Raw genomic sequence first — 13,087 nt, forward strand, 5'->3', positions numbered from 1 at the left:
TTCCGAATTGAATTACGGGAGAGACCGTGGAGATTCGACTGTTCAAGATAAGACATTATCAAAAAAAACGGCGATCCAGTCCCCCGAATCGCCGTCCATTACTACTTCACTAAGCCGCGTTATTTCGCCTTCATCACGCTGGCGTTTGCCGAAGCCACCGCCGTCATATTAATAATCCGCCGCACGGTCGCCGCCGGCGTCAAAATATGAACGGGCTTGGAAGCGCCCAGCAGGAACGGCCCAACCGTCACGCCCTCGCCGCTCACCATCTTCAGCAAGTTGTACGTGATATTCGCCGCTTCCACGTTCGGCATGATAAGCAGATTCGCCTCGCCCGAAAGCGTCGTGCCGGGGAACGCCGCCTTACGCACGGTTTCCGACAGAGCCGCATCGCCGTGCATTTCGCCATCGACTTCGAGATTCGGCGCGCGCTCCGCGATCAGCTTGCGCGCCTCGGCCATGCGCTTGCTCGATGCGCTCGGCACGCTGCCGAAATTCGAGTTCGACACCAGCGCCACCTTCGGCTGAATGCCGAATCGCTCGATCTCGCGCGCCGCGAGAATCGTCATGTCGGCGAGTTGCTCGGGCGTCGGCAATTCGTTGACGTACGTGTCGCTGATGAAGATATTGCGCCCTTGCAGCATCAGCAGATTCATCGCCGCGAAGTTGTCCGCGCCTTCCGCCTTGCCGAGCACCTGATCGATGAACTTGAGGTGATCCTGATACGTATCGATGAGGCCGCAGATCATGCCGTCCGCATCGCCCGTATGAACGAGGATCGCGCCGATCAGCGTGTTGAACTTGCGCAGCGCCGCCTTCGCGCTTTCCGGCGTCACGCCCTGACGCGCCGCGATTTCGTGATACGCCTGCCAGCTCTTCTGATAGCGCGGATCGTCTTCCGGATTCACGATCTCGAAATCGACGCCCGGCTTCAGCTTCGAGCCCATCTTCTGCAAACGCATTTCGACGACCGCCGGCCGGCCAATGATGATCGGCTTCGCGATCTTCTCCAGCAGCACGAATTGCGCGGCGCGCAGCACGCGCTCGTCCTCGCCTTCCGCGAACGCGATGCGCGCCGGCGCGGCCTTCGCCGCCGCGAACACGGGCCGCATGACCATGCCGGTGCGGTAGACGGTCGCGCCGAGCGTCTCGCGATACGCGTCCATGTCCTGAATCGGGCGCGTCGCGACGCCAGAATCCATCGCGGCTTGCGCGACAGCCGGCGCAATCTTGATGATGAGGCGCGGATCGAACGGCTTCGGAATCAGGTACTCCGGACCGAATTCGAGCGAATGGCCTTCGTACGCTTTCGCGACTTCATCGCCCTGATCGGTTTCTTCGGCCAGTTCCGCGATCGCGCGAACGCACGCGAGCTTCATCTCTTCCGTGATGGTCGTCGCGCCGACGTCGAGCGCGCCACGGAAGATGAACGGAAAGCACAGCACGTTGTTGACCTGGTTCGGATAGTCCGAACGGCCCGTCGCGATGATGCAGTCCGGGCGCACCTTCTTCGCCTCTTCCGGCCGGATCTCCGGCTCGGGGTTCGCCAGCGCGAGAATCAGCGGCTTGTCGGCCATGGTCGCGACCATTTCCGGCTTGAGCACGCCCGCGCTCGAACAGCCGAGAAACACGTCGCAACCGTGCATCGCGTCGCCGAGCGTGCGCGCGTCGGTGCTCGCCTGATACCGCTCCTTCGACGCATCCAGATTGCCGCGTCCTTCGTAGATCACGCCCTTCGAGTCGACGACGATCGTGTTCGACTTCTTCAGGCCCAGATCGATGAGCAGGTCCAGACACGCGATGGCCGCAGCGCCCGCGCCCGAGCAGACCAGCTTCACGTTGTCGAGCGTCTTGCCGACCACTTTCAGGCCGTTGAGTATCGCTGCCGACGCGATGATCGCAGTACCGTGCTGATCGTCATGGAAAACGGGAATCTTCATGCGCTCGCGCAGCTTCTTTTCGATGTAGAAGCATTCCGGCGCCTTGATGTCTTCCAGATTGATGCCGCCGAGCGTCGGTTCGAGCATCGCGATGGCGTCCACAAGCTTGTCCGGGTCGGTCTCGTTCAGTTCGATATCGAACACGTCGATGCCCGCGAACTTCTTGAACAGGCACCCTTTGCCTTCCATGACCGGCTTGGCCGCGAGCGGACCGATGTTGCCGAGGCCGAGCACGGCTGTGCCGTTCGTCACGACGCCGACCAGATTCGCGCGCGACGTGTACTTCTGCGCGTCGAGCGGTTCGTCGTAGATCGCCATGCACGCAGCCGCGACACCCGGCGAATACGCGAGCGACAGGTCGAGCTGGTTGGATAGGGGTTTGGTCGGCGTGACCGAGATCTTGCCGGGACGCGGATTCTGGTGGTATGCGAGAGCGCTTTGCTTCAGTTGTTCGTCCATGATTAGCCTGAGACGTTAGAAATTTTTCGAACAGGGTTCACAGCCGGCGGCCGCTCGGCACTGTGGGCGGGATGTGAATCGATGGACCAATGTTGTCAGTCACCCGGCGCGTCGGATAGACGCAGCGTGCCGCCCGGCAGGGATGAAGCGGGCGAACGGAGCCTTGTTTTTAGCTGTTCAGTGTACACCGCGTATCTCAAATGGCGCGACGCAGCATTGCACGCGGAAGCGTTGCTGGGCGTGCGTTTCGTCGGAAGAAGACGCGCGGCTCGCCTTTCAGTCGAGTTCCGCGCCGCGCTTTTCGGGGATCAGAAAGAGCGTCGCCGCCACATCCAGCAAATAGATGCTGGCGAGAAACGCGAGTGCCACCGCGAACGTGTAGCGCGCCGCCAGCGCGCCCACCACGACCGGCCCGAGTCCGCCGACCGCCCGCCCGATGTTGAACAGCACGTTCTGCGCGGTGGCGCGCGCTTCGGTCGGATAGATCTCGGAGATCAGCGCGCCGTAGCCGCCGATCATCCCGTTGACGAACACGCCCATCGCCGCGCCGCCGATCAGGAGCGCGGCCGGGCTCGTCAGGTTCGAATAAACGAAGACCATGGCGACCGCGCCGATCTGATAGGCGAGAAACGCGGGCTTGCGTCCGAAGCGGTCGGCCGCCATGCCGAACAGCCAGATGCCGAGCGCCATGCCGAGCACGGTCGCGGCCGTCCAGACGCCGGATTTCGTGAGCGAATAGCCGAACGTCTTCGACAGATAGCTCGGCAGCCAGATCATCAGCCCGTAATAACCGAAGTTCTGCACTGAGCAGAGCACGATCACGCCGAGGCTCGCGCGCGCGGTACGCGCACTGTCGAACAGGCGCTTCAGCGGCAGCTTGCGCGCGGCGCTTCCGGTGCGGCGCGCGGTGAAAAGCGCAGGTTCGGCCACGCTCCGCCGCACCAGAAACGAGACGACGGCCGGCATCAGGCCGACCGCGAACATGCCGCGCCAGCCGATCATCGGCAGAAGCAGCGGCGTGAGGAGCGCGGCGGCGAGCACGCCGAGCTGCCAGCCGAGCCCGACATAGGACGACACGCGCGCTCGCTGCCGCGCGGGCCACGCTTCCGCGACGAGCGCCATGCCGATGCCGAACTCGCCGCCCAGCCCGACGCCCGCCATCGTGCGATAGAACAGCAAGTCGCCGTATCCGCGTGCGAGTGCGCAAAGACCCGTGAAGACGGCGAACACCAGAATGGTCCACGTGAGCATGCGCACGCGCCCGAAGTAGTCCGACAGCACGCCGAACACGACGCCGCCCGCCACCGCGCCCGCGAGCGTCCACGTGACGAGCGCGCCGGATTGCGCGGGCGACAAGTGCAAGTCGGCAGCGATCGCGGGGAGCATGAAGCCGAGAATCAGCAAGTCGAAGCCGTCCATCGCGTAGCCGAGCACGGATGCGGCGAGCGCATGCCACGCGTGGCGAGGCAAGGAATCGGGGGAGTCGGGTGTCGTCGGGGCGTATTTCATCGAAGGCGGTCGGAAGCGGTCGCAAGCGGTCGGAAGGCGCGGCGAGTGTACTGGCGAGCGGCCCGCCGTCACAACCGGAAAAAAGTCACCCGGAGGCGCGCCGCCGCGCTGCTCGCCCCGCCGCGCAGGCTCGGGTAAAATCGCGGGTTAGCTGTGCATGGGACAACGCAGGCGCTTACGTGCCGGGTCCCGTCGACACGCGCGCAGAAAAACGCCGGACAGCCCTTCGAAAGACGGCTCGTCGGCGTCCGGTTCATGCGCCAGGGCCCTCGCGGCCGCCTTCCGCTTCCAGAAGCGCCACATCAGTCCAAGGATTCGCCCATGACAGGCTTCGATCGCCAGACGATCTCCGACACCACCGCCAAGATGCTGCTCGAAGTGCAGGCGGTGCACTTCAACGCGGAAAAACCGTTCATCTTCACGTCCGGCTGGGCAAGCCCGGTGTACATCGACTGCCGCAAGCTGATCTCGTATCCGCGCGTGCGCCGCGGCCTGATGGAAATGGCCGAAGCGACCATTCTGCGCGATGTCGGCTACGAGCAGATCGACGCTGTCGCGGGCGGCGAGACCGCCGGCATTCCGTTCGCCGCGTGGATCGCCGATCGTCTGATGGTGCCGATGCAGTATGTGCGCAAGAAGCCGAAGGGCTTCGGCCGCAACGCGCAGATCGAAGGCTTGCTGACCGAAGGCCAGCGCGTGCTGCTGGTCGAAGACCTGACCACGGACAGCCGCAGCAAGATCAACTTCATCAACGCGCTCCGCACGGCTGGCGCGACGGTGAATCACTGCTTCGTGCTCTTCCACTACAACATCTTCAAGGAGAGCGTGTCCGTGCTGAAGGACATCGACGTGAATCTCCACGCGCTCGCCACGTGGTGGGACGTGTTGCGCGTCGCGAAGGAACAGGGCTATTTCGAAACCAAGACGCTCGATGAAGTCGAGAAATTCCTTCATGCGCCAGCCGAATGGTCAGCTGCGCACGGCGGCGCCACTGCCACGCCGCAATAAATAATCGTTGCGAGCAGGCGATTAAAACGAAAAAGCCGCTGATTTCAGTCAGCGGCTTTTTTTCGTTTCGGCCGATTGGCGTCTATAACGATTTCGAATCCGACACCGGCGTATCTTCGAGCGAACCGTCGCCTGTATAGGCGGACAGATTCATTAATCCGTTGCTTTGCGCGTACTGGAATAATTCCGAGTCTCGTTCTATGCCCAGTTTGCGCATTGCCGTGTTCTTCTGCGTGCTGATGGTCTTGATACTGCGCCGCAGTTGCCCCGCGATTTCCGTAATGGTCATGCCGGACACGAAAAGGCGCACCACTTCGAGTTCACGCTTCGACAGAATAACGCCGCGCTGCTGCCCCGACGCGCCGATGCCCATGCTGTCGAGCGCCGCCTTCACCGACGGCCCGAGGTATTCCTGCCCGCGCATCACATGCTGGATCGCCCAGCCGATGTGGTTCATGTCGTCGGCCTTGTTGATGATCGACACGACGCCGACTTCACGCAAACGTTTGAGCAAAGCCGGATTTTCGAGCATGGTCAGCACGACGAGCCGGACCTTCGGAAACTGGCGGCCGATGTAGCCGAGCAGCGGCATGCCGTCGCCGTATGAACCGCCGGGCATGGCGAGATCCGTCACCAGCACGTCGCACGGCGTTTTCTGCAATAGCTGGACGAGTTCGGTGGATTGACGCGCCTGGCCAACGACATCGACTTCCGGAAACTTGCTGAGCGCCTGCGCGGCGCCGAACAAAATCACAGGATGGTCGTCTGCAATGATGACCTGAATTCGCTGGCTCATTTATTCTTCTCCCAAATCCGGTCGACTGACTGCCACGCGAATCAAGTTCAAATGGTTCATATGTTGATCTACGAGTTTGAGTCTTCACCATCAGCCGCGCGCACAAAGAAATACGACTGATTCGCGCCATAGGTTTGGCCCCAAGGATCAAGCTTTTAATGCTTTGTTGCAATGTTAAACTGCAACCTCCTACGAAGCGCATCACTGAGACAAAAAACATCGTTGCAGCCGGCGAAACGCTGCTATATGAGTTCCAGCCGCTGCCAGGAGTCAGCCATGCGCCTCGCAAGTCGGATCTTGCGTTCCGGTCACGCTGTCGCTGCATTCACGCTCGGGGTCGCGAGTGCGGCGGCGCTTCTGTGCCATGCGCGCGGCGCGGCCGCGCAAGACGTCTTCTCCGTGACGAGTCCGGAACTGGCCCCCGGCAAGACCGTCGGGCACGAACAGCTCTTCAACGATTCGGATTGCAAGGGCGGCAACCGCTCACCGCAGCTTTCGTGGCGCGGCGCGCCCGCGCAGACGCGCAGCTTCGCCGTGACGATTTTCGATCCCGACGCGCCGGGGCGCGGCTGGTGGCACTGGGCCGTCGCCGGCATTCCGTCGACCGTGACGCACCTGCCGGCGAATGCGAGCGCCTCGGGCGCGTTGCGCAAGATTGGCGCGGTCGAGGCGCGCAACGACTGGGACACGGACGGCTACGGCGGTCCCTGCCCGCCGCCCGGCAAGCCGCATCGCTACATCGTGACTGTGTACGCGCTGAATAGCGACGACTTGCGCCTGCGTCAGGGCACGCCCGCGCTCATGTTCGACCACGAAATCCGCGCGACCGCCATCGCCAGCGCGCAACTGACCTTTACCGTCGGACGATAGCGCCCGCGCGATTGTTTCGCTGCGTGCGTGCGCTAGCCCCGGTAGCACGGAAAACGGCTGCGCTAGACTGACTGCGTCCATGCGTCCATGGTTTTGCCGCGCTGTGCGCCATGCAGCGCCGCGAACCGCGCATCCGGACACGACCGCCGCTCACCATGCAACACGCGCGTCGCTCGCGCGCGCCGCCACGCGCGGCAAGAGGGAATCATGCCGAACATCGTCATCGTCTATCACAGCGGCTACGGTCACACGAAGAAAGTCGCGGAAGCCGTGCTCGCCGGTGCAACCGACGCCGGCGCGAACGGCCGGCTGATGCCCGTCGGCGAAATGGACGACGCCGCCTGGGCCGAGCTCGAGGCCGCCGACGCCATCGTGTTCGGCGCGCCGACGTACATGGGCGGACCGTCCGCCGACTTCAAGAAGTTCGCCGACGCCAGTTCCAAGCCCTGGTTCGAGCAGAAGTGGAAAGACAAGATCGCGGCGGGCTTCACCAACTCCGCGCACATGAACGGCGACAAGTTCCTGACCATTTCCTACTTCGTCACGCTGGCGATGCAGCACGGCATGATCTGGGTCGGCGCGGGCCTGATGCCGTCGAATACGAAAGCCGCCACGCGCAACGACCTGAATTTCGTCGGCGGCTTCACGGGGCTGCTCACGCAATCGCCCGCAGATGCGTCGCCGGAAGAAGCGCCGCCGCCCGGCGATATCGAGACGGCGAAGACGTTCGGCGCGCGCATCGCCGCCGTCGCCGCGCGGTGGGCGGACCGTCCGGGCGCATCGGAAGCGGCTCCGGCCACGCCGTGACGCGTCAGCAGCAGCCGCGCGGTCTCGGCGGCTCGTCTCGCAAGTAGCGCAGACGCGCCGGCGTGATTCGACGGTGCGCACGCTTCGCTGCCCTGCTTCTCTCCCCAGCCGAAGCGCGCGCCGCTTCGACGAACGGCGCTTTCGCACCTTCTAATTCCGCGCAGGAATCGACATCAACCGGTCGCGAAATCGACTTAGAATGGCGGTTTTGCGGCGGCGCACGCGCGGCGGCCACGAACCAGCGAGATCGAGATGACCACGAAAGTATTTGTCGACGGACAGGAAGGCACCACCGGCCTGAAGATTTTCGAATATCTGTCGCAGCGCCGTGACATCGAAGTGCTGCGCATCGACGAGGCGAAGCGCAAGGACGTCGAGGAGCGTCGCCGCCTGATCAACGCGTCGGACGTGACGTTTCTGTGCCTGCCGGATGTCGCCTCCCGCGAGTCGGTTTCGCTGGTCGAGCCGGGCAACGACCGGACCTGCGTGATCGACGCGAGCACCGCCTTTCGCACGCACGACGACTGGGCGTACGGCCTGCCCGAGCTTTCCCGCGCGCAGCGTGACCGGCTTCGCACGGCGAAGCGCATTGCGGTGCCGGGCTGCCACGCATCGGCGTTCGTGCTGTCCATGCAGCCGCTCGTCGCGGGCGGGCTCGTGCCGGCCGATTTCCACGCGCACGCCTATTCGATCACCGGCTACAGCGGCGGCGGCAAGAAGATGATCGCGGAATACGAAGCGGGCGGCGACGCGCGCCTCAATAGCCCGCGCGCTTACGCGCTCGGCTTGACGCACAAGCATCTGCCGGAAATGTCCGTGCGCACTGGCTTGTCGCGCGCGCCGATTTTCACGCCGATCGTCGGACCGTTCCTGAAGGGTCTCGCGGTCACGACCTACTTCTCGCCCGACCAGCTCACGCGCGCCGCCAGGCCGCAGGACGTGCGCGACATGCTCGCCGAATACTATGCGGGCGAGCCGTTCGTGCGCGTGATGCCGTTCGACGCGGAAAGCAATCTGGACAACGGCTTCTTCGACGCCCAGGCCTGCAACGACACGAATCGCGTCGACGTCTTTGTGTTCGGCAACGACGAGCGTTTTGTCACCGTGACGCGGCTCGACAATCTGGGCAAGGGTGCGTCCGGTGCGGCGATTCAGTGCATGAATCTCGCCATCGGCGCCGACGAAGCGACCGGACTGGCGCGCTGAGTGCGCCGAGTGCGCTCAGTCAGACACTGTGTCGAGGACGAGCCGGCCTGCGGGCCGGCTTTTTAATGCGCCGCAACACGAAAACGACGGACGAAAAAAAAGCCCGCCTAGGTCGGCGGGCTGAATCCATATCAGTGGAGACATGGAGGAGACGGGGACCACTATAGCAAGAAATTTGGTGCGTTGCAACAAGGCCGGTCAGGGCTGTGTCATCGACAGAATGAATTGCAACTGATCCGCCGAGATGGGTTTGACGAGGTGGATGTCGAAGCCCGCCTCCAGTGTCATATCGCGATGCTGCGGCTGACCCCATCCGGTTAGCGCGACGAGCAGCATCGCGGCTCCGTTCGGCGCTTCGCGTAGTGCCCGCGCGGCGGCGAGGCCGTCGACCAGCGGCATCCCGAGATCGAGGATCACCACTTCGGGCGCGAACTGCGCCGCCACTTCCACTGCCTGCGCGCCGTTAGCGGCGAGCGCCACTTCGTGACCCATGCCGTTGAGCAAATTTGCGAGGCCGGCGAGCGCGTCGTCGTCGTCGTCGGCTATCAGGATGCGCTTGGTCATGATGGCCTCACCGGTTGGCGGAGATTTCGAGCTTTAGTTTGTTGGAACCGGCTGATGCCGCCGTGATTTCCGTGCGTGCTCCGCGTGCGCCGATATAGAAATGCTGGCGCGCGGGCGAGTTTTGATCGTGCGTCGCGTCCGGCAGACACGAGGCGATGTCTGCGGCGACGCCTTGTAGCGCGTCGGCGCTGGAGCCGCCGTGCGGCGTCCACGCGCAGCGATAGTTCGTCTGCGAGGCGGCGCACTGCGCGTCGTCGCCGTAAGGCGACGCGAGCGGCCGGCCGTCGCTGGCCGTGAGCGAGGAGAAGGTCGGCGATGCCGCGACGATGCGCTTGAGCGCAACGCAGGGGCTCGGCGTATCGTCGGCGCGGGCGGCGGGCGCGGTCGTCAGCACACCGCAATAAAGTGCGGCGAGCGCGACGCCTGAAATCTTCGCTTGCATCCCTGTCTCCTGTCGGCCGCACTTGGGGCTTCAGCCCTTAGTGCGGCCCCATGCATCGCGGTCGGCCGCACTTAGGGCTTCAGCCCTTAGTGCGGCCCCATGCATCGCGGTCGGCCGCACTTGGGGCTTCAGCCCTTAGTGCGGCCCCATGCATCGCGGTCGGCCGTACTTGGGGCTTCAGCTCATAGTGCTGCTTCATGCATCGCGGTCGGCTGCACTTGGGGCTTTGGCCCTCAGTGCTGCTCCATGCATCGCGGTCGGCCGCACTTAGGGCTTTGGTCCTTAGCGCTGCTTCATGCATCGCGGTCGGCTGCGCTTGGGGCTTTGGCCCTTAATGCTGCTTCATGCAACGCGGTCGGCTGCGCTTGGGGCTTTGGCCCTTAGTGCCGCTCGTGCATCGCGGTCGGCCGCACTTGGGGCTTCAGCCCTTAGTGCTGCTCCTTGCATCGCGGTCGGCTGCACTTGGAGCTTTGGTCCCTAGTGCTGCTTTATGCATCGCGGTCGGCTGCACTTGGAGCTTTGGTCCCTAGTGCTGCTTTATGCATCGCGGTCGGCCGCACTTGGAGCTTTGGTCCCTAGTGCTGCTTCATGCATCGCGGTCGGCGCTGTTCGCTACACAACTGCATTCAGAACCGACGCTTCAGCCAGCGCCTATCCATTCGCAGCGGCTCCACGCATCGCCGCACCCGCGAACCCGGCGCGCTGCGGCTAAACATTGAGCCCATACATCGGCGTGCGTTCAAAAGCGTCACGCGCCTTCAGCGTCCCGGCATTCCACGGCGCGGTCTGCCGCCGCTACGGCGCGATCCCTTATCGAAGTCCGCTCAAACTGCTCTGCCAGGCGCGAGCCTGCAAACCGTTTCGCCGCAAATATGAGACCGTTGAACGAGCCCACTATCCATCGCTCGCCTGCCCGCGTATGTTCGGCACCGAATCAAACTCTGATACAGATCGAGCAAACCGTGCGCCCGTTCGCTCGACGCTTCGAGCGCTAGCGCACATAACATCGGCGGTGAAAGCTCAGTGCCGGAGCAGCGCCATCATCGCGCCGAAGCCGACGAACAGGCCGCCAGTCAGCCGATTGAATGCCTGCGCGACCGCCGCGCTTTTCAGCTTCTCGCCGATGCGCGAGCCGAGCCCCGCGTAGACCGCGTACCAGCTGACTTCGATGACCGCGAGCGTCGCAACCAGCACCGCGAATTGCGACAGCACGGGCCGCGACGCATCGATGAATTGCGGCAGAAGCGCCGCCGCGAAGAGGATCGACTTGGGATTGCTGCCCGCAATCACAAAGCCGTTGCGATAAAGCGCCGATGGCCCCGTCGACCGGGCACGCGCGCCGCCGCTTTCGTCGCGCACCTCGACTGCGCCCGCCTTCGCGCGCCAGCTCTTCACGCCGAGCCAAACGAGGTAAGCCGCGCCGATCAGGCGCAGCGCGTCGAAGAGACGCGGCCACGCTTGCAGAAAAACGCCGAGCCCCGCCACCGATATCGACAACATCAGAATTAGCGCGCTGAGGCACCCCGCCATCGTCGCGACGGAGCGGCGCAGCCCGAAGCGCGCGCCGTGCGTCATCACGAGCAGCATGTTGGGCCCCGGAATCGCGGATACGACGAACACCGTGGCGACGAATAACCACCAGACATGCAGGCTCATTGCGGATCTCGGGGAAAGAGCGGGACGTCGATTATGCCGCGTCTTTCCCGCGCCGAACTCACTGCCCGGCGCGCCGCGCGGCCACTCGGCCCAGCACCGCGAAATCCTTATCGCCGTCGCCGTGTGCGAGGGCATCGACCAGGTTATCGCGCACCACGCTCGCCACGGGCAACGGCACGTTCACGGCTTCGCCGGCTGCAATGGCGAGGCGCACGTCCTTCAGCCCAAGACGCGCCTTGAACAGCGCGGGCTCGTAGCGGCGCTCCGCGATCATCTTCCCGTAGCCCTGATACACGGGCCCCGGAAACAGCGAGTTCGTGATGACATCGAGGAAAGTCTGCGCCTCGATGCCGTGACCCGTGACGAGCGCCGCCGCTTCGCCGACCGTCTCGATCGCCGAGCCCAGCATGAAATTCGCCGCGAGCTTCAGCACGTTCGCATGCTCCGGCTGCTGGCCGACGCGCCACGTCTTCTGGCCCATTGCGTCCAGCACCGGCTGCACGCGCTCGATGTCCGCGTCCGCGCCCGCCGCGAGAATGTTGAGCTTGCCCGCAGCGGCGACATCCGGCCGGCCGAGCACCGGCGCGGCCACATAGCCGACGCCGTGCTGCGCGTGCAACTGCGCGAGCTCGACGGCGAGCGCAGTCGAGATCGTCGCCATGTTCACGTGCACGAGGCCCTTCGAAGCATGCTTGAGCAAGCCGCTTTCGACGAGAACGGATCGCAGCGCGTTGTCATCGGCGAGCATGGAGAACACGGCATCGCCGGAGAACGCCTGCTCGGGTGTATCGACCACCGACGCGCCCTGGTCCGCCAATGCCCGGGTTTTCTCGCGCGAGCGGTTCCATACGCGCACCGAGTGACCCGCTTTCAGCGCGTTGCTCGCCATCGCGCCGCCCATTTCGCCCAATCCGATGAATCCGATATCCATTGCCTGTGCTCCTTTCACTGAGTTCCCGTTGCGCCCACGGCGCGCGGCCGTGCGCCAGTAGAGCACATCGCCCGGCAGCACGCAGCGGCGCGCAATGCCATACTTGCTCGCATGGTCAACGCGCGCTTTCATTTTCACGATGAACTGAACGACTTCCTCGCCCGGCCGCAGCGAGGGCGAACGTTCGAGTGCGCGTGTCCGCCGACATCGTCGACCAAGCACATGATCGAAGCGCTCGGCGTGCCGCACACCGAAGTCGGCCTGATCGTGCGTAACGGCGTGCCCGCCGGCTTCGATGCGCAGATCCAGCCCGGCGATTGCATCGAGGTTTATCCGGCGGGACACGCGCCGCCCGATGTCGCGGATGGCGGCTCGCTGCTGCGCCCGCCCTTGCAGCCGGCGAATCTGCGCTTCATCGCGGACGCGCATCTCGGCGGGCTCGCGCAACTGCTGCGGCTCGCGGGCTTCGACACGCGCTACGACAACAACTTCCCCGACGATGAAATCGAGCGCCTCGCGCACGAAGAATCGCGCGTCGTGCTCACGCGCGACCGCGAGTTGCTCAAGCGCCGCACCGTGCTGCACGGCTGCTACGTGCGCGCGCTGCAACCGGACGAACAGTGGCGCGAGATCGCGGACCGGCTGAATCTCGCCGCGCATGTGCGCGCGTTTCGCCTGTGTCTGATGTGCAATGCGCCGCTGCGCGCCGCCGCGCCCGACGAGATCGACGGCCGCGTGCCCGACGGCGTGCGCGAACGCCACACGCGCTTCGTCACATGCGATGTCTGCCGCCGCGTCTTCTGGGAAGGCTCGCATTGGCGGCGCATGCGCGCGCGCATCGACGCGATGGCGGAAACCGGTCCGGCTTGAAGCGAGCAAGGCCGAGCGCGGCAGCCGGG

General features: G+C 64.4%; 12 protein-coding genes. 5 read left to right on the plus strand and 7 right to left on the minus strand.

Annotation, left to right across the window (positions count from 1 at the left end; genetic code table 11):
- Positions 1–119: 119 nt before the first annotated feature.
- Together NCR37_RS12575 and NCR37_RS12580 are read right to left on the minus strand one after the other, a co-directional pair.
- On the minus strand, positions 120–2,399 hold the full coding sequence (locus NCR37_RS12575; protein ID WP_250473263.1) for an NADP-dependent malic enzyme: 2,280 nt from the start codon (positions 2,397–2,399) through the stop codon (positions 120–122).
- A gap of 276 nt (positions 2,400–2,675) precedes the next feature.
- A complete protein-coding gene (locus tag NCR37_RS12580) occupies positions 2,676–3,908 on the minus strand; it encodes an MFS transporter (protein WP_250473264.1) in 1,233 nt (410 codons plus the stop codon).
- Between the two features lie 321 nt (positions 3,909–4,229).
- On the opposite strand from NCR37_RS12580, the gene NCR37_RS12585 reads away from it, so the two are divergent.
- The gene (locus NCR37_RS12585) at positions 4,230–4,916 is read left to right on the plus strand and encodes an orotate phosphoribosyltransferase (RefSeq protein WP_250473265.1); all 687 of its coding nucleotides are present in this window, start codon (positions 4,230–4,232) and stop codon (positions 4,914–4,916) included.
- Between the two features lie 82 nt (positions 4,917–4,998).
- Here the strand turns inward: NCR37_RS12585 and NCR37_RS12590 are convergent, their stop codons facing one another.
- Complete coding sequence (locus NCR37_RS12590) at positions 4,999–5,712, minus strand: response regulator (protein ID WP_250473266.1); 714 nt, start codon at positions 5,710–5,712, stop codon at positions 4,999–5,001.
- Positions 5,713–5,988: 276 nt separating this feature from the next.
- Between NCR37_RS12590 and NCR37_RS12595 the strand changes: the two genes are divergently transcribed.
- The 3 genes from NCR37_RS12595 (at position 5,989) to argC (ending at position 8,595) form a co-directional block, all read left to right on the plus strand.
- Positions 5,989–6,582, plus strand: coding sequence for a YbhB/YbcL family Raf kinase inhibitor-like protein (locus tag NCR37_RS12595; protein WP_250473267.1), 594 nt, complete (start codon positions 5,989–5,991; stop codon positions 6,580–6,582).
- A gap of 207 nt (positions 6,583–6,789) precedes the next feature.
- Entirely contained in the window at positions 6,790–7,389 is a 600-nt protein-coding gene (locus NCR37_RS12600) for a flavodoxin family protein (RefSeq protein WP_250473268.1), read from the plus strand.
- Between the two features lie 252 nt (positions 7,390–7,641).
- Entirely contained in the window at positions 7,642–8,595 is a 954-nt protein-coding gene (gene argC, locus NCR37_RS12605) for an N-acetyl-gamma-glutamyl-phosphate reductase (RefSeq protein WP_250473269.1), read from the plus strand.
- Between the two features lie 198 nt (positions 8,596–8,793).
- On the opposite strand, the gene NCR37_RS12610 is transcribed toward argC, so the two are convergent.
- The 4 genes from NCR37_RS12610 to NCR37_RS12625 all read right to left on the minus strand — a co-directional run bounded on the left by NCR37_RS12610 (position 8,794) and on the right by NCR37_RS12625 (position 12,320).
- Complete coding sequence (locus NCR37_RS12610) at positions 8,794–9,159, minus strand: response regulator (RefSeq protein ID WP_250473270.1); 366 nt, start codon at positions 9,157–9,159, stop codon at positions 8,794–8,796.
- Positions 9,160–9,166: 7 nt separating this feature from the next.
- The gene (locus NCR37_RS12615; RefSeq protein ID WP_250473271.1) at positions 9,167–9,601 is read right to left on the minus strand and encodes a hypothetical protein; all 435 of its coding nucleotides are present in this window, start codon (positions 9,599–9,601) and stop codon (positions 9,167–9,169) included.
- Between the two features lie 1,020 nt (positions 9,602–10,621).
- Positions 10,622–11,257, minus strand: coding sequence for a LysE family translocator (locus tag NCR37_RS12620; protein WP_250473272.1), 636 nt, complete (start codon positions 11,255–11,257; stop codon positions 10,622–10,624).
- A gap of 58 nt (positions 11,258–11,315) precedes the next feature.
- Positions 11,316–12,320, minus strand: a complete 1,005-nt coding sequence (locus tag NCR37_RS12625) for an NAD(P)-dependent oxidoreductase (protein WP_284506865.1) — start codon at positions 12,318–12,320, stop codon at positions 11,316–11,318.
- Here NCR37_RS12625 and NCR37_RS12630 point away from each other — a divergent pair.
- Positions 12,300–13,058: a Mut7-C RNAse domain-containing protein gene (locus tag NCR37_RS12630; RefSeq protein ID WP_250473274.1), complete on the plus strand. Its 759-nt coding sequence runs from the start codon at positions 12,300–12,302 to the stop codon at positions 13,056–13,058. The genes NCR37_RS12625 and NCR37_RS12630 overlap by 21 nt on opposite strands.
- Positions 13,059–13,087: the final 29 nt, after the last annotated feature.

It is taken from the genome of Caballeronia sp. GAFFF1 (genome assembly GCF_023630705.1).
Classification (GTDB): Bacteria; Pseudomonadota; Gammaproteobacteria; order Burkholderiales; family Burkholderiaceae; genus Caballeronia.

Bases quoted from the DNA above. Each gene is read 5' to 3' on its own strand.
- NCR37_RS12575 (WP_250473263.1), bottom strand. From the start codon at position 2,399: ATGGACGAACAACTGAAGCAAAGCGCTCTCGCATACCACCAGAATCCG.
- NCR37_RS12580 (WP_250473264.1), bottom strand. From the start codon at position 3,908: ATGAAATACGCCCCGACGACACCCGACTCCCCCGATTCCTTGCCTCGC.
- NCR37_RS12585 (WP_250473265.1), top strand. From the start codon at position 4,230: ATGACAGGCTTCGATCGCCAGACGATCTCCGACACCACCGCCAAGATG.
- NCR37_RS12590 (WP_250473266.1), bottom strand. From the start codon at position 5,712: ATGAGCCAGCGAATTCAGGTCATCATTGCAGACGACCATCCTGTGATT.
- NCR37_RS12595 (WP_250473267.1), top strand. From the start codon at position 5,989: ATGCGCCTCGCAAGTCGGATCTTGCGTTCCGGTCACGCTGTCGCTGCA.
- NCR37_RS12600 (WP_250473268.1), top strand. From the start codon at position 6,790: ATGCCGAACATCGTCATCGTCTATCACAGCGGCTACGGTCACACGAAG.
- argC (WP_250473269.1), top strand. From the start codon at position 7,642: ATGACCACGAAAGTATTTGTCGACGGACAGGAAGGCACCACCGGCCTG.
- NCR37_RS12610 (WP_250473270.1), bottom strand. From the start codon at position 9,159: ATGACCAAGCGCATCCTGATAGCCGACGACGACGACGACGCGCTCGCC.
- NCR37_RS12615 (WP_250473271.1), bottom strand. From the start codon at position 9,601: ATGCAAGCGAAGATTTCAGGCGTCGCGCTCGCCGCACTTTATTGCGGT.
- NCR37_RS12620 (WP_250473272.1), bottom strand. From the start codon at position 11,257: ATGAGCCTGCATGTCTGGTGGTTATTCGTCGCCACGGTGTTCGTCGTA.
- NCR37_RS12630 (WP_250473274.1), top strand. From the start codon at position 12,300: ATGGTCAACGCGCGCTTTCATTTTCACGATGAACTGAACGACTTCCTC.
- NCR37_RS12625 (WP_284506865.1), bottom strand. From the start codon at position 12,320: ATGAAAGCGCGCGTTGACCATGCGAGCAAGTATGGCATTGCGCGCCGC.